Annotated in this window: 25 protein-coding genes; 20 read left to right on the top strand and 5 right to left on the bottom strand. The window is 73.0% G+C overall.

The window, feature by feature from the left end:
• Positions 1-81: 81 nt before the first annotated feature.
• From ABD832_RS27340 to ABD832_RS27330, 3 genes are all read left to right on the top strand, one after another.
• A complete protein-coding gene (locus tag ABD832_RS27340; RefSeq protein WP_344900410.1) occupies positions 82-369 on the top strand; it encodes a diacylglycerol kinase family protein in 288 nt (95 codons plus the stop codon).
• A gap of 1 nt (position 370) precedes the next feature.
• Positions 371-1,021 carry a diacylglycerol/lipid kinase family protein gene (locus ABD832_RS27335; protein WP_344900408.1) on the top strand — a complete coding sequence of 217 codons (651 nt, stop codon included), beginning with the start codon at positions 371-373 and terminating at the stop codon, positions 1,019-1,021.
• An 89-nt stretch (positions 1,022-1,110) separates the two neighbouring features.
• Positions 1,111-1,269: a hypothetical protein gene (locus tag ABD832_RS27330; protein ID WP_344900406.1), complete on the top strand. Its 159-nt coding sequence runs from the start codon at positions 1,111-1,113 to the stop codon at positions 1,267-1,269.
• Positions 1,270-1,433: 164 nt separating this feature from the next.
• On the opposite strand, the gene mads6 is transcribed toward ABD832_RS27330, so the two are convergent.
• Positions 1,434-3,161 (bottom strand): methylation-associated defense system protein kinase MAD6, encoded by a 1,728-nt coding sequence (mads6, locus tag ABD832_RS27325; protein ID WP_344900404.1) that lies wholly within the window; start codon positions 3,159-3,161, stop codon positions 1,434-1,436.
• A 361-nt stretch (positions 3,162-3,522) separates the two neighbouring features.
• On the opposite strand from mads6, the gene ABD832_RS27320 reads away from it, so the two are divergent.
• From ABD832_RS27320 to ABD832_RS27300, 5 genes are all read left to right on the top strand, one after another.
• Positions 3,523-3,921, top strand: coding sequence for a phage holin family protein (locus ABD832_RS27320; protein ID WP_344900402.1), 399 nt, complete (start codon positions 3,523-3,525; stop codon positions 3,919-3,921).
• Entirely contained in the window at positions 3,918-4,625 is a 708-nt protein-coding gene (locus ABD832_RS27315; RefSeq protein WP_344900400.1) for a DUF3618 domain-containing protein, read from the top strand. Before ABD832_RS27320 ends, ABD832_RS27315 begins: the two co-directional genes overlap by 4 nt.
• Before the next feature lie 103 nt (positions 4,626-4,728).
• Positions 4,729-5,631: a YihY/virulence factor BrkB family protein gene (locus ABD832_RS27310; RefSeq protein WP_344900399.1), complete on the top strand. Its 903-nt coding sequence runs from the start codon at positions 4,729-4,731 to the stop codon at positions 5,629-5,631.
• Between the two features lie 426 nt (positions 5,632-6,057).
• A complete protein-coding gene (locus ABD832_RS27305; protein ID WP_344900397.1) occupies positions 6,058-6,624 on the top strand; it encodes a hypothetical protein in 567 nt (188 codons plus the stop codon).
• Between the two features lie 9 nt (positions 6,625-6,633).
• On the top strand, positions 6,634-7,122 hold the full coding sequence (locus ABD832_RS27300) for a VOC family protein (protein ID WP_344900395.1): 489 nt from the start codon (positions 6,634-6,636) through the stop codon (positions 7,120-7,122).
• A gap of 166 nt (positions 7,123-7,288) precedes the next feature.
• On the opposite strand, the gene ABD832_RS27295 is transcribed toward ABD832_RS27300, so the two are convergent.
• The gene (locus ABD832_RS27295; RefSeq protein WP_344900393.1) at positions 7,289-7,987 is read right to left on the bottom strand and encodes a TenA family protein; all 699 of its coding nucleotides are present in this window, start codon (positions 7,985-7,987) and stop codon (positions 7,289-7,291) included.
• Between the two features lie 131 nt (positions 7,988-8,118).
• Between ABD832_RS27295 and ABD832_RS27290 the strand changes: the two genes are divergently transcribed.
• The 4 genes from ABD832_RS27290 (at position 8,119) to ABD832_RS27275 (ending at position 11,293) form a co-directional block, all read left to right on the top strand.
• A complete protein-coding gene (locus tag ABD832_RS27290; RefSeq protein WP_344900391.1) occupies positions 8,119-8,955 on the top strand; it encodes a FadR/GntR family transcriptional regulator in 837 nt (278 codons plus the stop codon).
• A gap of 47 nt (positions 8,956-9,002) precedes the next feature.
• Positions 9,003-9,521 (top strand): MaoC family dehydratase, encoded by a 519-nt coding sequence (locus ABD832_RS27285; RefSeq protein ID WP_344900389.1) that lies wholly within the window; start codon positions 9,003-9,005, stop codon positions 9,519-9,521.
• 29 nt (positions 9,522-9,550) lie between these two features.
• Positions 9,551-10,711 (top strand): acyl-CoA dehydrogenase family protein, encoded by a 1,161-nt coding sequence (locus tag ABD832_RS27280; protein ID WP_344900387.1) that lies wholly within the window; start codon positions 9,551-9,553, stop codon positions 10,709-10,711.
• Between the two features lie 141 nt (positions 10,712-10,852).
• Positions 10,853-11,293: an HIT family protein gene (locus ABD832_RS27275; protein ID WP_344900385.1), complete on the top strand. Its 441-nt coding sequence runs from the start codon at positions 10,853-10,855 to the stop codon at positions 11,291-11,293.
• Here ABD832_RS27275 and ABD832_RS27270 read toward each other — a convergent pair.
• A complete protein-coding gene (locus ABD832_RS27270) occupies positions 11,239-12,207 on the bottom strand; it encodes an EamA family transporter (protein WP_344900383.1) in 969 nt (322 codons plus the stop codon). The two genes, ABD832_RS27275 and ABD832_RS27270, sit on opposite strands and share 55 nt — an antisense overlap.
• A gap of 39 nt (positions 12,208-12,246) precedes the next feature.
• On the opposite strand from ABD832_RS27270, the gene ABD832_RS27265 reads away from it, so the two are divergent.
• The 8 genes from ABD832_RS27265 to ABD832_RS27230 all read left to right on the top strand — a co-directional run bounded on the left by ABD832_RS27265 (position 12,247) and on the right by ABD832_RS27230 (position 20,671).
• On the top strand, positions 12,247-12,762 hold the full coding sequence (locus tag ABD832_RS27265) for a MarR family winged helix-turn-helix transcriptional regulator (protein ID WP_344900381.1): 516 nt from the start codon (positions 12,247-12,249) through the stop codon (positions 12,760-12,762).
• A gap of 87 nt (positions 12,763-12,849) precedes the next feature.
• Positions 12,850-13,953, top strand: coding sequence for a sensor histidine kinase (locus ABD832_RS27260; protein WP_344900379.1), 1,104 nt, complete (start codon positions 12,850-12,852; stop codon positions 13,951-13,953).
• Positions 13,954-14,181: 228 nt separating this feature from the next.
• The gene (locus tag ABD832_RS27255) at positions 14,182-14,943 is read left to right on the top strand and encodes a LytR/AlgR family response regulator transcription factor (RefSeq protein WP_344901762.1); all 762 of its coding nucleotides are present in this window, start codon (positions 14,182-14,184) and stop codon (positions 14,941-14,943) included.
• Positions 14,940-15,458, top strand: a complete 519-nt coding sequence (locus ABD832_RS27250; protein WP_344900377.1) for a hypothetical protein — start codon at positions 14,940-14,942, stop codon at positions 15,456-15,458. The genes ABD832_RS27255 and ABD832_RS27250 overlap by 4 nt, the downstream gene beginning before the upstream one ends.
• 49 nt (positions 15,459-15,507) lie before the next feature.
• Entirely contained in the window at positions 15,508-17,007 is a 1,500-nt protein-coding gene (locus ABD832_RS27245) for a sodium/solute symporter (RefSeq protein WP_344900375.1), read from the top strand.
• Positions 17,008-17,217: 210 nt separating this feature from the next.
• Positions 17,218-18,534 (top strand): MFS transporter, encoded by a 1,317-nt coding sequence (locus ABD832_RS27240; RefSeq protein WP_344900373.1) that lies wholly within the window; start codon positions 17,218-17,220, stop codon positions 18,532-18,534.
• 200 nt (positions 18,535-18,734) lie between these two features.
• Positions 18,735-19,064, top strand: coding sequence for a DUF485 domain-containing protein (locus ABD832_RS27235; protein WP_344900371.1), 330 nt, complete (start codon positions 18,735-18,737; stop codon positions 19,062-19,064).
• The gene (locus ABD832_RS27230) at positions 19,061-20,671 is read left to right on the top strand and encodes a solute symporter family protein (protein ID WP_344900369.1); all 1,611 of its coding nucleotides are present in this window, start codon (positions 19,061-19,063) and stop codon (positions 20,669-20,671) included. The genes ABD832_RS27235 and ABD832_RS27230 overlap by 4 nt, the downstream gene beginning before the upstream one ends.
• A 192-nt stretch (positions 20,672-20,863) precedes the next feature.
• Here the strand turns inward: ABD832_RS27230 and ABD832_RS27225 are convergent, their stop codons facing one another.
• Together ABD832_RS27225 and ABD832_RS27220 are read right to left on the bottom strand one after the other, a co-directional pair.
• Positions 20,864-21,766, bottom strand: a complete 903-nt coding sequence (locus tag ABD832_RS27225) for an aldo/keto reductase (protein ID WP_344900367.1) — start codon at positions 21,764-21,766, stop codon at positions 20,864-20,866.
• A 97-nt stretch (positions 21,767-21,863) separates the two neighbouring features.
• Entirely contained in the window at positions 21,864-23,468 is a 1,605-nt protein-coding gene (locus ABD832_RS27220) for a wax ester/triacylglycerol synthase family O-acyltransferase (protein WP_344900365.1), read from the bottom strand.
• Positions 23,469-23,486 lie beyond the last annotated feature (18 nt).

Raw genomic sequence — 23,486 nt, 5'->3', positions numbered from 1 at the left:
GGGCAACCGGGTGGGGCCCCGCCGTCGCCGACGGCGGGGCCCTACCATGTGACGGGCACGACCCGACCGGATAGGGGCAGCGTGGGAGAGCTTCGAAGCAAGGCCGAGCACACCGAGGCCATCAGGGCCAAGGGCAGAGTCTGCGTGGTCGTCAACACACGCTCGCGCCGCGGCCGCCGTCGTTACCCCGAGGTGGTCCGCCTGCTGCGGGCCGCCGGGTTCGACCCGATCCGGATCTTCCCCGTGCTCGACCCCCGGCGCCTGCGCGCCACCCTGGAGGAGGCCCTGGCCGCCGGGCCCGACCTGCTCGTGGTGGGCGGGGGGGGACGGCACGCTCAGCGCCGCCGTCAAGCACGTCGCCCACCGTGACGTGGCCCTCGGCGTGCTGCCCCTGGGCACCACCAACAACTTCGTCCGCAGCCTGGGCGTCCCGCTCGACCTTCCCGGGGCGATCCGGGTGCTGCGCACCGGCAAGGTCGCCGACATCGACCTGGGCATCGCCGGGGACCGCGAGTTCGCCAACCTGGCCAGCTTCGGGGTCTCGGTCGAGGTGGCGGGAACGGTGCGCAACTGGGTGAAGCGCCTGCTGGGCCGCGCCGCCTACCCGCTCACCGCGCTGACCGTCCTGCCGGGCCACCGCCCCTTCCGGGCCTTCCTGACCGTGGACGGCCGCCGCCACGAGCTGCTCACCCACCAGCTCAACATCGCCAACGGGCGCTTCCACGGGGGCTGGCAGGTCGCCAAGGACATCAGCATCGACAACGGCCGCCTGGTCGCCTACCAGCTCGGCTCGGGCAAGCGGCTGCGCCTGGTGGCGGAGACCCTGCTGCGGGGCGCCGGCGGCCGCTGGCGGAGCGTGGCGGGCGGGCCCTTCGTGGTGGGCCGCGAGATGCACCTGGAGACCGACCCGCCGATGGCGGCCGACGTCGACGGCGAGGTCCGCCTGATGACCCCCATCACGATCCGCACCGTCCCGAACGGCCTGCGGGTGATGGTCCCCGAGGAGTTCGTCGACTCCTGAACGCCCCTCGCGGGCCGGTGCCGCGGACGGCGCTGATTGGAGGCGGTCTTCCGGGGTAGTGGACCGGTCTCACGAGAGGGAGGGACACCATGGCTTCGATCATCGCTCGCGTCAAGAACTACCTGCGCACCCCGCAGGGGCAGCGGAACATGGAGAAGGCCAAGACGATGGCCCGCGACCCGCGCAACCAGCAGAGGATCCGCGGGCTCCTCAGCCGCTTCCGCGGTGGCTCCACCCACCGCCGCTGATCGTCCTCCGGCGCCCCGCCGGGCCCGTCCAGGGCCGGGCGGAGCCTTGGCACGTCCCCAGGACGGCCGTCCGGGCGACGGCCGTTCCCTGACACCCGTTCCACGGCGCCCGTCCGGCGGTCACACCGCCGGTCGTGCCGTCTCCCGGGTCATGTCATCCCCGGTCATCCGCCCGTCATCCGCCGGATCCTCGACCTGAGCCTGCCGAACAGCGGTTCCCGCTCCGGCGGCGCGGCAGCGGCGTCCCCGGCCTCCCCGGTGCTCCTGGCGTCCCCGTCGGCGCCCGCACCGGCCTCCTGGGCCGGCACACGGCTCTCCTGGGCCGGGGCACGGCCGGGCGGGCCGTTCGCCGCGTGACCGGCCGTCCCCTCCGGGGCCGTGGCCCTGCGCGTTCTCCCGTCGCCGTCCGTGCGTACCCCCGGATCCGTCGGATGCCCGGAAGCCGCGGGGGGCGGGGGAGGGAGCACGTCCGGAACGGGTACCGGTCCGGCTGGCCCCGGCGCGGGCGGTGACTCCGGCCGCCGTGCCCGGCGCAGATCGGCCAGGGCCTCGGCGGCGCAGGGCCGGCTGCCCGGCGCCGGGTCGCGCATCCGCCGCAGCAGGTCCATCACCGCCGCGGGCACCTCGTCCGGGGACGCCTCACCCGGGACGGGCCCGGCGTCCGGCCCGGGGGCGCCGGGGGCGGGGAGCCGGCCGGTCAGCACCTGGAAGGCGATCACCCCGGCCGCGTACACGTCCGAGGCGGCCGTCATCCGCTCCGGCATGGCCTGGCACTCGGGGGCGGCGTAGTGGGTGTCGAGGACGTTGGGCAGCTCGTTGGCCACGGTGTGCGCGCGCGGGCCCGGCTTGGCGTAGTCGAACCCGGTCAGCATCGCCCGGCCCTCCTCGGTCACCAGCACGCACGCCGGGCTGAGCGCCCGGTGGATCACGTTGTTGGCGTGCACGTGGGCCAGCGCCAGCAGCACGTCCTCCACCACGTCCAGCCGGGCCTCGGCCGGCAGCGTGTCCGACGGCCCGTCCGGGGAGCCGGACAGGTGCAGGTGCAGCGCCCGGCCGTGCACGTCGTCGAGGACCAGTACGAAGCGGCTCTCGTCGTCGACGGCGAAGAAGTCGCGGGCGCGCACCACGCACGGGTGCGCCGGGATCCTGGTGAGCGCCTGGTAGGCGTTGGTGATCAGCCGCCGCTCGGCCGCCCGCGGCTCCTCCTCGGCCAGCGGGTCGGCCCGGTAGACGCGCAGCAGCACCGTCTCGCTGCCCGGCACCGTCGCGTTGATCGCGCGGTACTCGGTGACCCGGGTGTCGCCGCCCAGCTCCTCCTCGACCTCCCAGCTGCCGAACCGCGGAGGCGCCGTCGAACGCCGCACGCTCCCGTTGAGCGCCTCGATGATCGCGGTCCCGTACGGGGTGGTGTCCGTGGTGTGACCGCGCCTGACCCGGGAGACGTCGGCCAGCGTGCCGATCAGCCCGTCCAGGCCGGTGACGTGCCGGGAGTCGCGGCCCGCCGGGTCCACCAGCTCCGCGTCGGCGCCGGTGAGCACCACGAGGCTGTCGACGTAGACCCGGCCCAGCTCGCGGCGCTCCTGGGTGAGCAGCCCCTTGAGGGCGCGCCCGTTGCCGCGCAGCTTGGTCACCGGGGAGCCGAACGCCTGCCGCCGCTGCGGGAACCAGCGCGTCCCGGCCACCTCGATCCGGCCGCGGGTGCCCTTGACGTCGATCACGCAGAGCGCGTGGCCGGTCAGGACGATCACGTCCACCTCGAAGGTGTCGTCGTCGCGGGGCACCTCGATGTTGTGCAGCAGCAGCCAGTCGTCCGGGGCGTGGTCGCGAAGGTGTGCGATGACCCGTCGCTCGGCGTCGTTGACCGGGCTTCCGCCGCCGACGATCTGTGCCATCTGTACCGTGCCGCCTTCCTGATCGTGCTCACCGTGCCCGCAGTATCCCAACAGGCCCGTCCCGGCGGGTACCTTCGCCACCCCGGCGCCCGGGCACGGGCCTGCCTATGATCATGGCGTAGTTCCGGGCCCGTCCGCCCGCGCGATCCGCGAGACCGACGCGGGGGGCGGCCTTCCCCGCGGGGCCTTCCCGCCGGGCCTCCCCGCGCGGCCTGTCCGGGCGGGCGTCCCGCGGCCCGTGGACGGCGCGTCCCCCGGTACGTCCCGTCCCCGCCCGCCGATCCCTTGATCACGGCCGCGGGACGATGTTTGCCGTGGCCGGAGTGGGTAGACGCCTGTCCTGTAGGGGAGGAGGCACGCCATGACCAATGCCAAGGAGTCGCTGCCCACGTCCGAGCTGATCCGGCAGATGTCGGAACAGGTCTCGCGGCTGGTGAGGGACGAGCTCCGCCTGGCCAAGATCGAGCTGACCGAGAAGGGCAGGCACGCCGGGATCGGCGTCGGACTGTTCGGCGGCGCCGGGGTCGTGGCCCTGTTCGGGGGCGGATGCCTGGTCGCCGCGGTGGTCCTGCTGCTGGCACAGGTCCTGCCCGCCTGGGCGGCGGCGGCGATCGTGGGCGCGGTGCTGCTGGTCGTGGCCGGAGCGCTCGGCTTCTTCGGCAAGCGCCAGGTCACCGAGGCCGTGCCGCCGACCCCCGAACGGACCATCGAGAGCGTCAAGGACGACATCGACGCCGTGAAAGAGAGGGCGCACCGATGACTGAGACAGACCCGGGCGGGGCGCGTCCCCAGCCCGAGGCCGGAACCACCGGAGCCCGCCGCAAAGAGGTCGGCGAGCCCGTGACGCCGGAGGAGAGCGGGTCGCTGAACATCCCGCCCCGGCAGCCGGACGACGCGTCCGACGAGGAGGACGACCCCGGCACCGCGGCGTCCCGGCGCGATGGCGTGGCCCGGTCCCCGGAGGCGCTCAGCGCGGTCCCGGACCAGGCGGACACCACCCCGTACGCCAACACCGGTGCGGGCAGCACCGAGGCGAAGATCGGAAAGACCGTCGGCGACGACGGGAACGACGCCGAGAGCGTGCGTCGTGACATCGAGGAAGCGCGCCGGGAGCTCGGCGACACCGTGGAGGCACTGGTGCACAAGACCGACGTGAAGGCCCGTCTGCAGGAGACCGCGAGCCAGAAGGTCGACGACCTGCGCAAGGTCGGCGCGGCGACCGCGAGCAGCGCCACCGACATGGTGGAGCGGGTCAGGGCGGCCGCCCCGGAGATGGTCGGACGCGTCAGAGAGGCGGCTCCCGAGGTCGTCGGCCGGGTCAAGGAGGTGACCCCCGTCGACATCAAGGACGCGGCGGGCAAGGTCACCACCGAGGCGGGCAAGCGTCCCGTCGCGACCGCGGCCGTGATGGCCGCGATCGCCCTGGTCCTCTTCAGGATCCTGCGGCGGGGCAAGAAGAAGTAGATGTCCCGCAGCGCCGGCGGAGCCGTTCCCGACACTTCGCGGGGGGCGGCTCGCTCTCGTCCCCCAGACCCCCTCGGAGCTGCCCAGGCGGGCCTGGTGGGGGGTGCTCAAGCGCACCGTCTCGGAGTTCCAGGAGGACGGGCTGCCGGACTGGGCCGCGGCCCTCACCTACTACGGGGTGCTCTCGATCTTCCCCGGCCTGATCGTGCTGGTCTCGCTGCTGGGCCTGGTCGGCCAGGACGTGATCTCCAGCATCCTGGCCCAGGTCGCGGTCCTCGCCCCGGGCGACGTCACGAAGCTGGTGAGCGACCAGATCACCCAGCTGCGCGGCAGCGGCGGCGCCAGGGGCGTTCTGGCCGTCGTCGGCCTGCTGGTCGCCCTGTGGTCGGCGTCGGGCTACATCGCCGCCTTCGTCCGGGCCGGGAACGCGATCTACGACATCCGCGAGGGACGGCCGCTGTGGAAGCTGACGCCGCTGCGGGTCGGGCTGACGCTGGTGTTCGTCGTCCTGATGGCCGCCGGGGCGGTGGCCGTCACCTTCACCGGCAGGCTGGCCGAGCTGGCGGGGAACGCGCTGGGCGTGGGGCAGACCGCGGTCGCCGTCTGGGACTACGCCAAGTGGCCGGTGCTGGTCCTGATCGCCACCGGGCTGGTGATGCTGCTCTACTGGGCCGCGCCCAACGTCCGCCAGCCGGGTTTCCGCTGGATCAGCCCCGGCGGCCTGCTGGCGGTGCTCCTGTGGGTCGTGGTCTCCGCCGGATTCGCGCTCTACGTCGCCAACTTCGGCTCCTACGACAAGACCTACGGCACGCTGGGCGCCGTCGTGGTCTTCCTGGTCTGGCTCTGGCTGTCCAACATGGCCCTGCTGCTGGGGGCCGAGTTCGACGCCGAGCTCATGCGGGGACGCCAGATCGTGGCGGGCCACCCGCCCGAGCAGGAGCCCTACGTCGAACCCAGGGACGAGCCCGAGGACGAGGGACCGGTCCCGGGGCCCGGCGAGCGCTGACCTCGCGCTCCGAAATATCGAGAATTGCTGGATTTATAGCGAAATAGCACGAACTAAAGATCTGTTAAGCCTGACTCATACTTCTCGGGGTAATCTGACCGTTTCCGGGTGGGCGGCGGACCCCCTCCACTCCGCCCGCCCGGGTCCGGGGCTCCCCTCCGGAGGCCCGGTCGACCCCGCCGGTGCCCGGTACAGGCCCGTCGGTGCCCGGTCAGGACCCGGTCAGGACCCGGTCGACCCGATCAGGGCCCTGGTCGCCTGCCGGGCCCCGTCGGACCCCGTGGAGGCTCCCGGGGGCCAGGTGGGCTCTCCCCGCCTTCCGGCCGGAAGGGCGAATCATCCCGATCGTGGCCGCGGGGGCGCCCCGCCGCATGTAGCGTTCTGGAAGCAGGACACGTTCTCGGGGCAGGACACACCGGAGGTCGCATGCGCCGTGCTCTCGGGATCGTCGCCGGTCTCGTTCTCGTCGCCGCGGCCCTGGTGCCGCCGCAGGCCCAGGCCAGCTGCGTCACCGCGGCGAAGAAGTGCCGGGGAGAGCCGCTGATCGGCATCGAGCTGTCGGCCGGGGCCGCCCCCCGCGCCGGTGGCGGTGGCCGGGTCTCCTACACGCTCGACTACGCGATGACCCTGACCCCCTCCTTCGCCCCCTACTGGGGCGACTTCTGGGTGGGAGGCCGCTTCCCCCGGGGCGCGCGGGGCCCCGCCACGGCGACGCTCCTGGACGGCACCGGCAGGCGGCTCGCCGTGCTGGCCTGCCGCGAGCACGCCGACGGCGTCTGGTGCGCCGCCGGGAGCCACCTGCCGCCCCGCGGCCGGATCGTCTTCACGGCCAGGCTCGCGCCGGACGGCCCGGCCACCGCCAGGCTCGGCTTCGACAGCTTCGAGGGACTCGACCGGGAGCAGTCCGAACGCCGCCGCACCCGCGCTCAGGCCCGCGAGAGGTTCTGCAACCACCGTTTCACCACGATCGTCACCACGACCCCCGACTCCTGAGGAGACGAGTTGAACGCCGTCCTGACCGGTGTGCACCATCTCAAGCTCTGGGTGAGCGACCTGCAGCGCAGCCGAGCCTGGTACGAACGCGTGCTGGGCCTGGAGCACCACATCAGCTTCCAGGACGACGACGGCGTGATCAGGGGCGTGAGCCTCCTCGTCCCCGGCGCGGGCTTCCAGATCGCGTTGCGCGAGAACCCCGCCCTGGCCGCCGCCCTCCGCGACGCCGACCCCTTCGCGCTCCAGGTCACCCGGGACGGGCTCGACGCCTGGGTCGCCCGCCTGGACGAGCTGGGCGTCCCGCACGGCCCGCTCATCAGGGCCTCGGCCGGTCACGCGCTCGGCTTCACCGACCCCGACGGCGTGCAGATCCGCCTGTACGCCCCTGACGAGGAGGTCCACGCGGCCCAGGTCGACGCCGAGGGGGTCTATCGCTCCGGACCCTCGGACCCGCCCGGACCCTCGGACCCGCCGCCCGCCCCGGACCACCGGGCCTGACGCGCGACCCCGCTCCTCACCGGGCCCGGCGCGCCTTCCCGGACCGGGCCCGGCACGCGGTCCGCGTCCCGTCCGTGGTCCGTCACAGGGTCCCGTCCGTGCTTCCCCACCGCGCGTCCCGTCACCGCGGTCCCGTCACCGCGTCCCGGACCGGTGACGGGCGCGCTCAGGACTCGGTGGCCATGTCGAAGAAGCGCCGCTCCAGCCGTACGGCGCGGCGGAAGACGTCGAGCACGCGCAGCCGCTCCTCCTCGCCGAGGCGCGGCCCCAGCCGGTCCAGCTCGCCGCGGATGAACTGCACCCAGGCGCGGAACTCCGGCCCCTCGTGCAGCTCGATCCACTCGCGGTGCACGAAGTTCTCCGGCAGCGGCTCGGCGGCCCGGCTCGCCCACCCCAGGTAGGACCACTCGGCCACGCAGAGCAGCGCCAGGATGCTCGGGTAGTCCAGGCCGCGCCTGGCCTCGTCCATCAGGGCGCGGAACTCCTCGGTGACCGGCTCCAGCCGGGGGGAGGTCAGGTCTCCGGGGGTGGCGCCGAGCGCCTCCAGGGCCCGGTCGAAGTACGTCAGCTCCTGCGAGGTGGCGGTCTGTCCCAGGAAGCGGCCGAACGGCACCCGTGACTCGAAGGTGTCCGCGCTGGCCACGGCCGCGCCGAGCAGGGCCGTGAAGGAGTCGACGAACTGCAGGTCCTGGATCAGGTAGCGCCGCATCGCGGCGTCGGGGACGTCGCCCCGGGTGATCGAGGCGGCGAACGGATGGCTCACCACCGCGCTCCACTCGGGTTCGCTCAGCGAGCGCAGCCACTCGCTGAAGGAAGGGTCCGCGGCACCCGCGCGCCACTCGTCGTAGGGAACGACCTGCTCCACCGGTCTTCTCCTCGCGCTCAGGCCTTCCGGCCCCGTCCGCATCACCGTCAGCGTGAATGCTAACCCGTCGGGCGCGGCCGCGGCGGTCGCGGGACGCGCCGCGGTGAGGCGCTTTCGCCTACGATCGCCGGGTGACCGCCTACCAGGCACTCGCCGCGGACCTGCGCCGTCGCATCGTCTCGGGGGAGTTCCGGCCGGGGGACCGGTTGCCCGTCGAACCCGAGCTGTGCGCCGGGTACGGCGTCAGCCGCAGCACGGTCCGCGAGGCGCTGCGGCTGCTGAGCAGCCAGAACCTGATCAGGACCGTGCGCGGGACGGCCGGGGGCAGCTTCGTCGCCCACCCCGACCCCGACCACATCAGCGCCTACCTGGAGACCAGCGTCGACATGATGCGGCCGGGCATCGACCAGCTCACCGAGATCAGGGAGCTGCTGGAGGTGCCCGCGGCGGGGCTGGCCGCCCTGCGCCGTACCGGGGCCGACCTGGAGGCGCTGCGGGACTGCATCGCCGGGGCGCGCGGCCGCGCGGCCGGTGAGGTCTTCGCGCCCAACCGCGACTTCCACGTGGTGCTGCTGCGCGCCGCGGGCAACCCGCTGCTGGAGATCGTGGCCCGGCCGGTCTTCGAGGTGCTGGAGGGGCGTTTCGTCCGGGACCGCGCGCCCCGCGCCGCCCTCGACGCCATCGACCGCGAGCACCGGGTCGTGCTGCGCCACGTCGAGGCCGGGGACGCCGAGGGCGCCCGCGAGGCCACCCGCAGGCACCTGGAGAACCTCAGGACGGTCTACTACCCGAGCGTGGAGCGGCCCGCCCCCGCCGGCCGGGACCCCGCCCCGGCCGGTCGTGGTCCCGGCCCCGCCGGTCGCGGCGCGGAACCGTACGACCCCGCCCGTGCCGGCCGGGACCCCGCGGCCCGCGGTTCCGTACCGGACACGGGGGAAGAAATCACCGAGCGGGCCATTGACCGGTAAAACATCAGACGATTAGCGTCAAGGTCCCGCCGTCCAGGGGAGAGACCGTGACCGTGCACGAACCCGGCCTGGGCCGGTACTACGAGGACTTCGTCGTCGGCGACGTCTACCGGCACCCGCTCGGCCGCACGATCAGCGAGGCCGACAACACCTGGTTCACCCTGCTGACGATGAACACCAACCAGAACCACTTCAACGCCCACTTCGCCGCGCGCGCCCCGGTCGGGAGGATCATCGTCAACTCCGGGCTGACCGTGGCGATCGTGCTCGGCATCTCGGTGATCGACGTCAGCCAGACCGCCCTGATGAACCTCGGCTGGGACGAGATCAGGCTCACCCACCCGGTCTTCCTGGGCGACACCCTGTACGCCGAGTCGATCGTGGTCGAGAAGCGCGAGTCGAGGTCCCGCCCGTACGCGGGGATCGTCACCTGCCGGACCCGCGGGCTCAACCAGGACGGCGACGAGGTCATGTCCTGGCGCCGCGCGGTGATGGTCTACCGCCGCGACGCCCCGCACGACAAGAACTACTTCCCGCAGGCCAAGAACGGCCCGCTCACCCCCTGAGGGCCGCCTCCTTCCGAAAGGACCTCGCGATGGACTTCGAGCTCAACGAGGAACAGCAGCTGTTCCGCCGGACCCTGCGGGAGTTCGTCGACAAGGAGATCGTGCCGGTCGCCTCCGAGTGGGAGCGGACCGGCCGCTACCCCACGGAGATCGTCGAGGGGTTCGGGCGGATGGGGCTGTTCGGCATCACGATCCCGGAGGAGTACGGCGGGCTGGCGCTGGACCGGGTGTCGTTCGCCCTGGTCTTCGAGGAGATCGCGCGCGGCTGGATGGGCGTGGCCGGGGTGCTCGGCTCCCACTCGCTGGCCTCCTGGATGATCGCCAGATACGGCACCGACGAGCAGAAGGACGCCTACCTGCCCGACCTGGCCACCGGCGCCCGCCGTACCGGCATCGCGCTGACCGAACCGGCGGCGGGCACCGACCTGCAGGGCATCCAGACCCGCGCCGTCCGCGACGGCGACCACTACGTGATCAACGGCACCAAGACCTGGATCACCAACGCCCGGCACGCCGACCCGATGCCCGTGCTGGTCAAGACCTCGCTGACCGACCCGGCGCACCGCGGCATGTCGCTGATCCTCGTCGAGGCCGGCACCCCCGGCTACACCGTCAGCCGGGACCTGCCCAAGCTCGGCTACAAGGGCACCGAGACCTGCGAGATCGTGCTTCAGGACGTGCGCGTCCCGGTGTCGGCGCTGCTCGGCGGGACCGAGGGGCGGGGCATGCAGCAGGCGCTGTCCGCGCTGGAGCTCGGCCGGGTCAACATCGCGGCCCGCGCGGTGGGCCTGTCCCAGTGCGCCTACGACGCCGCGCTGAGCTACTCGCGCGAGCGCCACGCCTTCGGGCAGCCGATCTCCGGTTTCCAGGCCGTCCAGCTCAAGCTCGCCGACATGGCCACCGACATCCAGGCGGCCCGGCTGCTGACCTACTGGGCGGCGGTCCGCTCCGAGAGCGGCGCGGTGAACTCCGAGGCCGCCATGGCCAAGTACTTCGCGTCCGAGGTCGCGCTGCGCGCCACCATGGAGGCCATGCGGATCCACGGCGGGTACGGCTACTCGCAGGAGTTCGTCCTGGAGCGGCTCTACCGGGACGCGCCCCTGATGGCCATCGGCGAGGGCACCAACGACATCCAGCGCATGGTCATCGCCAGATCCCTGATCTCCGGGAGCGCCAAGGTCGGCTGGTGACCACCGCCACGGCACCCGCACCCCTGCTCCGCCGCACCGGCCGTACCGCTGCGCCGTCGCCCCCGGTCCGCGTTCCGCGCCGTACCGCCCACGCGTCCGGCGGGTCCGGAACGGCGGCCCGTCCTGCCCTATCCTGGCGTGATGCCCGATGAGGAGTGCCTGTTCTGCGCCATCGCGGCCGGGGAGCGCCCGGGTCACGTCGTTTTCTCCGACGACGTGGGCGCGGCCTTCCTGGACGTCCGGCCGGTCTTCAAGGGCCACGTGCTGGTGGTCCCGCGCGCCCATGTCGAGACGCTGACGGACCTCCCGGTGCCGCTGGTCGGCCCGTTCTTCGAGCGCGTCCGCGCCGTCGCCGGCGCCGTGGAGCGGGGGCTGGAGGCGGGCGGCACGTTCGTGGCGATGAACAACCGGATCAGCCAGAGCGTCCCGCACCTGCACGCCCACGTCGTCCCGCGCAACCGCAAGGACGGCCTGCGCGGCTTCTTCTGGCCCCGGACGAAGTACGACGACGCCGCCGAGGCCGAGTCCTACGCCCGCCGCGTCCGCGAGGCCCTGGACGGCTCCCTCCCCTCGGACGGCTGAGCCCCCGCCCCGCCGGGCGACCCGGCCCCCCGTTCCGCCCGGCTCCGGGCGAGCGCCAGGAGACGGGCCGCGGCGGGCTGCCCCAGCAGTACCCCGAGCAGGGTCAGCGCCAGCCCGCAGAGCTGCCGCCCGGTGAGCGCCTCACCGGCGACCGTCGTGCCGAGCAGCACCCCGGTCACCGGGTTCAGCAGCCCGGCCAGTCCCACGGTGCCCGTCGGCAGGTGCCGCAGCCCGGCGAACCAGGCGACGAAGGCCAGGGCCGTGGCGACCACGGTGACGTACCCGAACGCGAGGAGCGCGGGTCCGTCCAGGTCCGGCGGCGGGCCCTCCAGCACGACGGCGAAGGGCAGCAGGACGACCCCGCCGGCGATGAGCTGCCAGGAGGTCGACGCCGTCACGTCGGTGTCCGCGTCGTTCCACCTCTTGGCCAGCACGTGGCCGATCGACGACATCACCATGGCCGCGACCGAGGCGAGCACGCCGAGGGCGTCGACGGCGGCCGCGCCGGTGAACAGCATGAGGCACACCCCGGTGACGCCGGCGCCCGCTCCGGCCAGGTGCGCGATCCGGGGGCGTTCCGACAGCACCGGCCAGGCCAGGAGCATCATCACCACGGGCGACGCCGCCATGATCGTCGAGGCGACGCTCGTCGGCAGCAGCTGGGCCGCGAGGTAGATCAGCGCGAAGAACGCGCCCATGTTGAGGGTCCCCAGGACCGCCGACCGCCACCACCACGACCCGTGCGGAATCCTCCGGGCGGCCAGGAGGAGCAGCAGCCCCGCGGGCAGCGCCCTGATGGCCGCGCCGTAGAGGGGCTGGCCGGGCGGCAGGAACCGGTGGGTGACGAAGTAGGTCGTCCCCCACGCGACCGGCGCCAGCGCCGTGACCGCGACCCACCGGAATTTGGCTTCCATGGAAGACAATATAGCTTCCATGGAAGCTATGCTCGTCCCATGAGCGAACCCCTGGACCACGTGGCCCGCATCCAGAGGGAGTGGGCCCGCGAACGCCCGGACCTGGACGTGAGCCCGCAGGGGGTCATCGGGCGCCTGCACCGCCTGGCCGGGCACCTCACCGAACAGCTCTGCGTCGTCTACCGCAGGTACGGGCTCTCGGAGGGGGACTTCGACGTCCTGGCCACCCTGCGGCGCGGGGGCCCGCCCTTCGAGCGCGCCCCGGGCGAGCTCGCCGCCTTCACCATGGTCACCACCGGCGCGATGACCAAGCGCGTCGACCGGCTCGAACGCGACGGGCTCGTCACCCGCCGCCGCAGCGAGAGCGACGGCCGGGGGAGGGTGGTCGCGCTCACCGCCGCGGGCAGGGAGCTGATCGACCGGGCGTTCGCCGAGCACATGCGCAACGAGCGCCGCCTCCTCGACGAGCTCCCCCCGGAACAGGCCGCGCGGCTCGAGGAGATCCTGACCGGCTGGCTGGCCCGCTTCGAGACCCCCGTACGGGTGCGGGAATGAGTCCTCGCCGTCCCTGTCCTGATGAGGAAAGCTCCGTGATCTCCATGGACGAGGCACGGACGGGACGGGGAGTATAAGGTCCGGAGCGTGGAACCCGTCGTCGCCGTGCTGCTGGTCATCGCCCTGGTCGGCGTGCCCGCGCTGGTGCTGTGGCGGGTGCTGCGCGGGCGCCGGGAGCTGGGCAGCAGCCCGGCGGAGCGGGCCACGTTCGAGACCCTGCACACCGCCTCGCTGGCCGCGCCGCCGCTGCGGGCCGGGCTGACCGAGGCGGGCGCGCAGAAGGCCTCCCGGTACCTGCGCGAGCTGCTGGGCTCCCCGGCGCTGGCCATCACCGACGAGAAGCGGCTGCTGGTCTACGACGGGGAGGGCGACCACCACGCCCGCGACGCGTTCACCCACGCCGACAGGACCCTCGCCGGGGGGCGGACCAGGGTGCTGGGCCCGGAGGTCGTCTCGTGCGACCTGCCCGAGTGCCCGATCAGGTTCGCCGTGGTGGTGCCGCTCACCACCGACGGCCGGGTGGTCGGCTCCCTGGCCGCGTACGGCGGGCACGCCTCGGCCGGGCTGGTCAGGGCCGTCCACGAGGTCGCCAGCTGGGTGGACTCGCAGCTGGAGCTGGCCGAGCTCGACCGGTCCAGGACGCGCCTGATGGAGGCCGAGGTGCGGGCGCTGCGGGCGCAGATCTCCCCGCACTTCATCTACAACTCGCTGACCACGATCGCCAGCTTCGTCCGTTCCGACCCGGACCGCTCCCGTGAGCTGCTGCTGGAGTTCGCCGACTTCACCCGCTACTCCTTCCGGCGGCACGGGGAGTTCACCACGCTGGCCGAGGAACTGCGCTCGATCGACCGGTACCTGACCCTGGAACGTGCCCGCTTCGGCGACCAGCTCCACGTGACGCTCCGCATCGCCCCGGAGGTGCTGCCGGTGGCGGTGCCCTTCCTGTGCCTGCAGCCGCTGGTGGAGAACGCCGTCCAGCACGGGCTGGAGAGCAAGCCGGGGGTCGGGCGCATCTCGATCATCGCCGAGGACGCCGGGGCCGAGTGCCGGATCAGCGTGGAGGACGACGGCGTCGGCATGGAGCCGGCCCGCCTGCGCCGCATCCTGGCCGGTGACGCCGACGAGCGCTCCGGGGCCGGGGGGGGTGGGGCTGGTCAACGTGGACGAACGGCTGCGCCAGGTCTACGGTGACGAGTACGGCCTGGTGGCGGAGACGGCCAAGGGGGGCCGGCACGAAGGTCAGCGTCCGACTGCCGAAGTACCATCCGGGTGTCTCGGCCCGTTGAACCCGAGCCCGGCCGGCCGGTGACCACCACGTCCGCCGTCGGGGGCCCCCGCTCGCGACCACGAAGAGTTGACAGGCGATGTCTGATTCATCACCCTCAGAAATTCCCACGTGAACGATCCGGAGGGGTGACCGTGACCGGCCTGCGCGTCCTCGCGGTGGACGACGAGCTTCCCGCGCTGGAGGACCTGGCCTACCTGCTGCGGGACGACCCCCGGATCGGGGAGGTCTCCCTGGCCAGGGACGGGGCCGCGGCGCTGCGCGTCCTGGACCGGGCGATCGCCGACGGCCGGCCGATCGACGCGGTCTTCCTCGACATCCGGATGCGCGGCCTGGACGGGGTGGTGCTCGGCCGGTTGCTCTCCCAGTTCGCCAACCCGCCCCGGGTGGTCTTCGTGACGGCCTACGAGGAGCACGCGGTCGACGCCTTCGAGATCAAGGCCGAGGACTACCTGCTCAAGCCGGTCCGGCCGGAGCGGCTGGCCGAGGCCATCCGGCGGGTTTTCGTCTCGGCCGAGCTGCCGGAGAGCGAGGCCACCGGCCGCACCGACCCCGACACCATCCCGGTCGAGCTCGGCGGCGTCACCCGCTTCGTGGCCAGCACCGAGGTCCGCTACGTCGAGGCGCAGGGCGACTACGCCCGCCTGCACACCGCGGGCGGCAGCCACCTGGTGCGCATCTCGCTGGCCACCCTGGAGGAGCGCTGGGCCTCGGCCGGGTTCGTCCGGGTGCACCGCAGCCACCTGGTCGCGGTCAAGCACATCGACGAGCTGCACATCGACTCGGGCCGGTGCGTGGTCCGCATCGGCGAGACCGAGATCCCGGTCAGCCGGCGCCACACCCGCGAGCTGCGGGACCTGCTGGTCCGCCGGGCGCGCAAGGGCCGGTCCGAGTGAGCCGCGAGCCCGAGCCCGAGCGGGGCCCCGAGCGGGGCGCCGATCCGCGCCGCTGGATCGCCGACCTGTCCCGCCGGGACCCCGACCGCTCCCGCCGGGACCCCGAGCGCTCCAGGAAGGATCCCGACCGGCCGCGCCGGGAGCCCGAGCGGCCCCGGCGCGAGGTGGTGACGAGCCCCCGGACCCTGGCCCCGCGCCACCCCCGCTACCCGGTCACCCGCGAGATCGACGAGCAGACCCGGCTGGGCGAGGTCTACATGCGCTCGCTGATCCGTACCCAGTTCCGGCTGGCCCTGTTCGTCTGCACGGTGCTGGCCTGCGTGGTGGGCGGCCTGCCGCTGCTGTTCCTGCTGGTGCCCGAACTGCGCGCGGTCCACCTGCTGGGGATCCCGCTGCCCTGGGCGGTGCTGGCGGGCCTGATCTACCCGGCGTTCGTGATCGGGGCCTGGCTCTACGTCCGGCAGGCGGAGCGCAACGAGCGCCACTTCGCCGAGCTGGTGGACCGGGCCCGTTGACCCCCCGCCCCGGGCCCGGAGCCCTCCCGAACCCGCGGAAAGGCGTCGGATGAGCACCGCGTACGGGGTGACGGCGGTCGTGCTGGTGGTGGTGGCGGCGGTGCTGATCGGCGCGTTCGGCATCAGGCTGTCGCGGACCACCTCCGACTTCTACGTCGCCTCGCGCACCGTCTCCCCGCTGTGGAACGCCTCCGCCATCGGCGGGGAGTACCTGTCGGCCGCGAGCTTCCTGGGCATCGCCGGGCTGATCCTCACCTACGGCGCGGACATGCTCTGGCTGCCGGTCGGCTGGACGGGCGGCTACCTGGTGCTGCTGGTGCTGGTCTCGGCGCCGCTGCGGCGCTCGGGCGCGTACACGCTGCCCGACTTCGCCGAGGCGCGGCTGGAGTCGATGGCGGTACGGCGGATGGCCGGGGTGCTGGTCGTGCTGATCGGCTGGCTGTACCTGATGCCGCAGTTCCAGAGCGCCGGCCTGGTCCTGCGGGCCATCACCGGTGCCCCCGACTGGGCCGGGGGGCTGCTGGTGGCGGCGGTGGTCGCGGTGAACGTGATGTCCGGCGGCATGCGGTCGATCACGTTCGTCCAGGCGTTCCAGTACTGGCTGAAGCTCACCGCGCTGGCCGTGCCGCTGGTCTTTTTGCTGCTGGCCTGGCGGGACGGCGGGGCGCCGGGACTGAGCGCGCAGGACACGGCCGTCTGGGCCCTGCCGCTGGCCGGTGACCGGGAGTACGGCCTGTACTCGACCTACTCGCTGATCCTGGCCACGTTCCTGGGCACCATGGGGCTGCCGCACGTGCTGGTGCGGTTCTACACCAACCCCGACGGCCGGGCCGCCCGCCGCACCACGCTGGTGGTCCTGTCGCTGCTGGGGGCCTTCTACCTGCTTCCGGCCGTCTACGGCGCGCTGGGGCGGATCTACCTCCCGGAGCTGGAGGGCAGCGACACGGTGGTGCTCGCGCTGCCCGGCCACCTGATCGGCGGGGTGGCCGGCGACCTGCTGACGGCGCTGGTGACGGCCGGGGCGTTCGCGGCGTTCCTGTCGACCTCCTCGGGGCTGACCGTCTCGGTCGCCGGGGTGATCGGCCAGGACATCCTCAAGGGCGGGGTGCGCTCGTTCCGGGCCGCCGCGGTGCTGGCGGTGATCGTGCCGCTGGCGCTGGCCACCGCGGCCCGCTCGCTGCCGGTCGCCGACGTCGTGGGGCTGGCGTTCGCGGTGGCGGCCTCCTCCTTCTGCCCGCTGCTGGTGCTGGGCATCTGGTGGCGGCGGCTGACGCCCGCGGGCGCGATGGCCGGGCTGCTCGCCGGGGGCGGCCTGGCCTGCACGGCGGTCCTGATGACGATCGGCGGAGGCCCGCACTCCGGCCTGCTCGGCGCTCTGCTGGCCCAGCCCGCGGCCTGGACGGTACCGATCGCGTTCCTTGTCATGGTGGTGGCCTCGCTGCTGACGCCGTCGCGGATCCCGCCGAACGTGGCGCGGACCATGGTGCGTCTGCACACCCCCGAGACCCTCGACCTGGACCGGGGCGACTGGCGGCCCCGGTCCTCTTGACGGGTCCGGCGACCTATGGCGGAATGACCGTTATGTGGGTTTATTTAGGCTGCTTTGATTAGGTTTGTTACTTATCGGCTTTGATGGTGGGGCGCCCGCCGGGACCGGCGGCGCCGCCGGTGCCCTCGGTGTCGTCGGCGCCCTCGGTGTCGCCGGCGCCGCCGGTGCGCCGTCCCGGGACCGGCCGGTGCGCCGGCTCCCCGCCCGGCGGTGACGCCTGAGGTCCTGCGGCTGCCCCGGTTCAGGCTCGTCTACGTCGGGATGGCCGTCAGCCTGCTCGGTGACGCCTCGCTGCTGCTGATCCCCGCGATCCTGGCCAAGAGGCTCACCGGCTCGGACGGCGCCGCGGGCCTGACCCTGTTCTTCTTCACGCTCCCGCTCTGCCTGTCGCCCTTCTTCGGGTACCTGATCGACCGTACGGACCGCAGAAGGCTCCTGGTCGTCACCTGCCTGCTGTCGGGGGTCGCGCTCCTCCCGCTGGTCGCGGTCACCGGGCCGGACACGTTCTGGCTGGTCTACCCGGTCTCCGCGGCCATGGGCTGCTCGTACGCGGTGATCTTCGCGGCGCTCGGCGGGCTGCTCAAGACCATGTTGCCCGAGCGGCTGCTCGGGCAGGCCAACGGTGCCCTGCACACCACCCGGCAGGGGTTGCGCCTGGTCGGGCCGCTGCTGGGCGTGGCGATCCACGCCGCGTTCGGGATCGGCGCGCTGGTGCTGTTCGACGTGGTCACCTTCCTGGTCGCCGCCGCGGTCTTCGCGGCCCTCCCGGTGACGGCCGCGGCCCGCCCCGCCGCGGGAGGCGCCCATGGAGGCGCTCGTGGAGGCGTCCGTGGAGGCGCTCGTGGAGGCGTCCGTGGAGGCGTCCGGGGACGCGCCCCGGGTGGTGTTCCGGGAAGGGGCCCGGGCACCGGCCCGGTCGCGCGCGCCCGGCCGGTCAGGGAGGAGTTCTGGGCCGGTGCGCGCCACCTGTCCGCCGACCCGCCGCTGCGCCGCGCGGCCGGGGCGTCCTGCCTGATGTTCACGCTGGCCGGGGCCACCGAGTCACTGATCTTCGCCGTCATCGAGCACGGGCTCGGCAGGTCGCCGGAGTTCACCGCGCTCACCTCCGTGGCCATGGGGCTCGGGGCGATCGCCGGGGGACTGCGGGGCCCCGCGCTGATGGCGCGCAGGGGGGAGCTGTTCGTGATCGGCGCGGGCATCGTGCTGTACGGCGTGGCGATCCTGTCCTGGGTGGTCCCGGCCGAGACGGTCGTGCTGGCCGCGATGGCGGTCGCCGGCGCCGGCCTGACCATGGAGGGGGTGGCCAGGGCCACCCTGGTGCAGCGCCGCAGCCCCGGTCACCTGGTGGGACGGGTCTCCACCGCGTTCGAGTCCCTGGCGGGGGTCACCCAGCTGTTCTCCCTGCTCGCGGGCGCTGCGCTGGTGTCGGTGGTCGACTACCGCGCCCTGCTCGTCCTGGTGGGCCTGACGGTGTGCTGCGCCGGGGGTCACGCGCTCCGGGGACGGGCCCGGTCCGTCACCGGATGACACCGCGCCCCACCCGCGGGTGACCGGCCGGACGGCCCCTGCGACCGTTCGTCGTACAAGACAGACCTTTCACCGCAGGACATATCCAACTGAACGCGACTCGGCGGCGCCTCGGCGAAGAGACCGCGTACGGGTCTCCACGGAGGGTAGCGTCGCCCCCTACGTTGTCCGTGATCCAGATCACATTTGTGGGAGGTCTTGTGACCGCCAGGCAACACGATTCATCGGTCTATGAACAGATTCAGGCCAGCGAACAGTTCCAGGAGCTGAGGCGCCGTTTCCGGGCGTGGGCGTTCCCGATGACGGCCGCTTTCCTCACCTGGTACCTGTTGTACGTCATCCTGTCGGCCTGGGCCCGTGACTTCATGGGCACGAAGGTCATCGGCAACATCAACGTGGCGTTGATCTTCGGTCTGCTCCAGTTCGTGTCGACCTTCGGCATCGCCTGGGCCTACTCCCGTTTCGCCGGCAGGAAGCTCGATCCGCTGGCCGACGAGATCCGCCACGAGACCGAGGGGAAGAGCGAATGAGCAGTCAGCTGCTGTCAACGATCCTGTTCCTGCTCTTCGTCGCGGTGACGCTGGGGATCACCTTCTGGGCCAGCCGTAACACCAAGGACGCCACCGACTACTACGCCGGCGGCCGGGGCTTCAGCGGCGTGCAGAACGGCCTGGCCATCGGCGGCGACTACATGTCGGCCGCCAGCTTCCTGGGCATCGCCGGCATCATCGCGTTGTCGGGCTACGACGGCTTCCTGTACTCGATCGGCTTCCTGGTCGCCTGGCTGGTGGCGCTGCTGCTGGTCGCCGAGCTGATGCGCAACTCCGGCAAGTTCACCATGGCCGACGTGCTGGCCTTCCGGATGAGCCCCCGCCCGGTCCGCACGGCCGCGGGCGTCTCCACCATCACGGTGTCGATCTTCTACCTGCTGGCCCAGATGGTCGGCGCGGGCGCGCTGGTCGGCCTGCTGCTCGGCGTCACCTCGCCGGCCGGCAAGGCGCTCACCATCGTCGGCGTCGGCGCCCTGATGATCGTCTACGTGGTGATCGGCGGCATGAAGGGCACCACCTGGGTGCAGATCGTCAAGGCCGTGCTGCTGATGGGCGGCGCGGCCCTGATCACCCTGCTGGTGCTCGCCCACTACGGCTTCAACCTGTCGGGACTGCTCGGCGACGCCGCCACGCAGAGCGGCAAGGGCGACTCCTTCCTGGTCCCGGGCCTGAAGTACGGCACCGAGGCGCAGGGCCTCGCGGGCAAGATCGACCTGATCAGCCTGGGCCTGGCCCTGGTGCTCGGCACCGCCGGCCTGCCGCACATCCTGATCCGCTTCTACACGGTCCCCACCGCCAAGGACGCCCGCAAGTCCGTCCTGTGGGGCATCGGCATCATCGGCGTCTTCTACCTGCTCACCCTGGTGCTCGGCTTCGGCGCGGCGGCCCTCGTCGGCGGCAAGGCGATCCTGGCACAGGACAAGGCGGGCAACACGGCGGCACCGATGCTGGCCGAGGCGATCGGCAAGCAGATATTCGGCGACGTGGGCGGCACCGTCCTGCTGGCCGTGATCGCGGCGGTCGCCTTCGCCACGATCCTGGCGGTCGTCGCCGGCCTGACGCTGGCCTCCAGCTCCTCCTTCGCCCACGACCTGTACGCGCACGTGTTCAAGCGCGGCAACGTCACCGACAAGGAGGAGGTCATGGTCGCCCGGATCTCGGCCTTCGTCATCGGCGCGGTCTCGATCGGGCTCGGCATCCTCGCCCAGGGGCAGAACGTGGCGTTCCTGGTCGCGCTCGCCTTCGCGGTGGCCGCCTCCGGCAACCTGCCCGCGATCCTCTACAGCCTGTTCTGGAAGCGGTTCAACACCGCGGGGGCGGTCTCGGCCATCTACGGCGGCCTGGTCTCCGCGCTGGTCCTGGTGATCTTCTCGCCGGTCGTCTCGGGCAGCGCCACCTCCCTGTTCCCCGACGCGAACTTCGCCTGGTTCCCGCTGAGCAACCCCGGCATCGTCTCGATCCCGATCGGCTTCCTGGCCGGGTTCATCGGCGCGCGGCTCAGCAAGGAGTACAGCGCCGGCAAGTACGCCGAGATCGAGGTCCGCTCGCTCACCGGCGTCGGCATGGAGCGGGCCAGCAAGCACTGACCGGCGGTGACGGGTACCCCCCGGCACGCCCGGCCGTCACCGGCCGGACCCGGGACCGGCGGCATCGAGGACGCCGCCGGTCCCGGTGGGTTACCGGCGGGGACCACCGGATCCGGACAGGATCCGGGCCGGTCCCCGACCGGCCCGCGGGGCCCGGCCGCGACGCGGCCGGGCCCCGCTCGTCTCACCCGGTCAGCGGGACGCCTCGTCCAGCAGGGCCAGCTCGTCCTCCGACAGCGTCAGACCGGCCACCGCCAGCAACGGCCGCAGCTGCTCGACGTTGCGGGCGCTGGCGATCGGCGTGGCCACCGTGGGCTGGGCGGCCAGCCAGGCGAGCGCGACGGTGGCGGGGGCGACGCCGTGCGAGGCGGCCACCTTGTCCAGCGCGTCCAGGACCCGCGGGCCCCGCTCCGACTCCAGGTACTCCGCCGCCTTTCCCGCCCGGGGGCTGTCCACGGTGACCCCGGGACGGTACTTGCCGGTCAGGAAGCCACGGGCCAGGCCGTAGTAGGGCGTGCTGGTCAGCCCCTGCTCGATGACCACGTCGCGCAGCGCCCCCTCGTAGTCGCGTTCGAGGAGGTTGTAGTGCTGCTGGAGCACCCCGTAGCTGGCCAGGCCGTCCCGCTCGGAGATCCGCATCGCCTCGCTGAGGCGCTCGGCGCCGTAGTTCGACGCGCCGATGTTGCGGACCTTGCCCTCGGTGACCAGCGCGTCGAACGCGCCGAGGGTCTCCTCCAGGGGCGTGTCCGCGTCGTCGACGTGGGCCCAGTACAGGTCGATGTGGTCGGTGCCCAGCCGGCGGAGCGAGTCCTCGGCCGCCGCGCGGATGTTGGCCGCCGACAGACCGGGCCGCTCGCCCCACATGCCCACCTTGGTGGCGACCACGATCCGGTCGCGGTTACGGCGCGAGGCCATCCACTCGCCGACGATGGTCTCCGACACCCCACCGGAGTAGAGGTCCGCGGTGTCGACGAGGTTGCCGCCCGCCTCGGCGTAGGCGTCCAGTACCGCGAACGAGTCGTCTCGATCCGCGGTCCAGCCGAATACGTTGCCGCCGAGGCAGAGAGGGAACAGGTTCAGCTCAGAAAAGCTCATGGGCTAACTCTATTTCGCGAATAATCGCGCGGTTGCCGGGCATCGGCGACGACCGGTCCTCCGGGCCGCGCTCCCACCCCGGACGCCACGACATGACCTACCGGAACAGGGAGACGTCCCCGCCGCCGCGGCCGGCCGGGACCCGCCCGCCCTCCGCCCGCGGGTGGTCCCCCAGCTCGTCCATGGCCTCCCGCAGGTGGCTCATCAGCCGCCACACGTCGGCCACCCGGTCCGGGCAGGACAGGATGCCGAAGTCGAGCGAGCCGTCGTAGGAGAAGCAGGTGATGCTGACCCCGCCGCTCACGTCGGTCAGCACCGACATGGGGTGGTAGGCGAGCACCCTGGCCCCGCACAGGTAGAGCGGGAGCTGCGGGCCGGGCACGTTCGAGACGATCAGGTTGACCGGCGGCAGCACGATCGAGGCCAGCCGGAACACCGCGGAGGTCGCCAGCGCGGTGACGGCGGCCGGCAGCATCGACGACAGCTCGCCCAGCCACCCCGCGGGGGAGCCGGCGAAGCGCCGCTTGGCCGCGCGCATCGTGCCCGCCATGACCCGCAGACGCTCGCGCGGGCAGGCCAGATCGGTCGGGATGGGGGTGACCATGACGGAGATCTGGTTGCCCAGCCGCCCGCACCCGCCGTCGCGGAGCGCGACCGGGACCGCGGCGATCAGCGGCCGGTCGGGGAGGGCGTCGCGCTCGCGCAGCCAGGCGCGCAGCGCCGAGGCGCAGAGCGTCATGACCACGTCGTTGACGCTGGCCCCCGCGTCCTTGGCGATCCGCTTGACGTCCGCGAGCGGGATCGACCCGAAGGCGAAGCGCCGCTCGGCGCCGATCGGGCCGTTGAACGGCGTGCGCGGTGCCGCCAGCACGGGCAGCTCGGGCAGCTCCTCCATCCTTCCGGTGACCATCCGGGTGGCCGCCGCGGCCACCTGCCGGGCGCCCGGCAACGCCGAGGCCAGAGGCATCGTGTCGAGCTCGGCCGCCATGCGGCCCAGCGAGTACAGCGTCCGGGCCGGTTGCAGCACCGTCCTGGCCATCGCCCCGGCGAGCATCCCGGCCAGGCCGGGGGCGGTGGTCGCCGGCGCGGTCGGGGGCGGGGGCGGCTCGACGGCGCGCGGCTCGGGCGTCAGGTCCAGCAGCGCGGCGATCGTCTCCGCCCCGGACACGCCGTCGATGGCGCAGTGGTGGACCTTGGCGTAGAGGGCGACCCGGCCGCCGGTCAGGCCGTGGATCAGGTGCATCTCCCACAGCGGGCGGGTCCGGTCGAGGTGCCGCTCGTGGATCCGGGCGACCTCCTCGGCGAGCCGGGCGTCGTCACCCGGGGGCGCGAGGGTCACCTCGTGGACGTGGTCGGCCACGTCGACGCCGGTGTCCTCGGTCCAGTACGGCCGGTCGAGGCCGAACGGCACGGTGACCAGCCGCATCCTCAGCGCCGGGGTCAGGTGCAGCCGCTCGCGCAGCAGCCCGATCAGGCGCTCGCGGGTGACGGTCGCGGCGCCCCCGGAGCTGCCGGCGTCCCCGGAGCCCAGGGGGTCCCCGGAATCCCCGAAACCCCCGGAGCCTGCCGGGCCCTCGGAGCCACGGGGGTTCGCGGATCCCCCGGGGCACGGGGCGAGGACGGCCAGCCCCGCGACGTGGGCCGCGGTGGTCGCCGACTCGGCGTGGAGGAACTGGGCGTCGAGCGCGGTCAGCTGGCGCATCGATCGAGCCTCCTGGAA

This window comes from Streptosporangium longisporum (assembly GCF_039534895.1).
Classification (GTDB): Bacteria; Actinomycetota; Actinomycetes; order Streptosporangiales; family Streptosporangiaceae; genus Streptosporangium; species Streptosporangium longisporum.
Note: the sequence above shows the minus strand (reverse complement) of the source record. Positions and strands in the feature narration are given on the sequence as shown.

What these genes read in the sequence shown, in the direction of transcription:
- ABD832_RS27280 (WP_344900387.1), top strand. Translation starts at nt 9,551, where the DNA reads ATGGACTTCGAGCTCAACGAGGAACAGCAGCTGTTCCGCCGGACCCTG.
- ABD832_RS27320 (WP_344900402.1), top strand. Translation starts at nt 3,523, where the DNA reads ATGACCAATGCCAAGGAGTCGCTGCCCACGTCCGAGCTGATCCGGCAG.
- ABD832_RS27270 (WP_344900383.1), bottom strand. Translation starts at nt 12,207, where the DNA reads ATGGAAGCCAAATTCCGGTGGGTCGCGGTCACGGCGCTGGCGCCGGTC.
- ABD832_RS27245 (WP_344900375.1), top strand. Translation starts at nt 15,508, where the DNA reads ATGAGCACCGCGTACGGGGTGACGGCGGTCGTGCTGGTGGTGGTGGCG.
- ABD832_RS27275 (WP_344900385.1), top strand. Translation starts at nt 10,853, where the DNA reads ATGCCCGATGAGGAGTGCCTGTTCTGCGCCATCGCGGCCGGGGAGCGC.
- ABD832_RS27315 (WP_344900400.1), top strand. Translation starts at nt 3,918, where the DNA reads ATGACTGAGACAGACCCGGGCGGGGCGCGTCCCCAGCCCGAGGCCGGA.
- ABD832_RS27225 (WP_344900367.1), bottom strand. Translation starts at nt 21,766, where the DNA reads ATGAGCTTTTCTGAGCTGAACCTGTTCCCTCTCTGCCTCGGCGGCAAC.
- ABD832_RS27230 (WP_344900369.1), top strand. Translation starts at nt 19,061, where the DNA reads ATGAGCAGTCAGCTGCTGTCAACGATCCTGTTCCTGCTCTTCGTCGCG.
- mads6 (WP_344900404.1), bottom strand. Translation starts at nt 3,161, where the DNA reads ATGGCACAGATCGTCGGCGGCGGAAGCCCGGTCAACGACGCCGAGCGA.
- ABD832_RS27305 (WP_344900397.1), top strand. Translation starts at nt 6,058, where the DNA reads ATGCGCCGTGCTCTCGGGATCGTCGCCGGTCTCGTTCTCGTCGCCGCG.
- ABD832_RS27265 (WP_344900381.1), top strand. Translation starts at nt 12,247, where the DNA reads ATGAGCGAACCCCTGGACCACGTGGCCCGCATCCAGAGGGAGTGGGCC.
- ABD832_RS27220 (WP_344900365.1), bottom strand. Translation starts at nt 23,468, where the DNA reads ATGCGCCAGCTGACCGCGCTCGACGCCCAGTTCCTCCACGCCGAGTCG.
- ABD832_RS27330 (WP_344900406.1), top strand. Translation starts at nt 1,111, where the DNA reads ATGGCTTCGATCATCGCTCGCGTCAAGAACTACCTGCGCACCCCGCAG.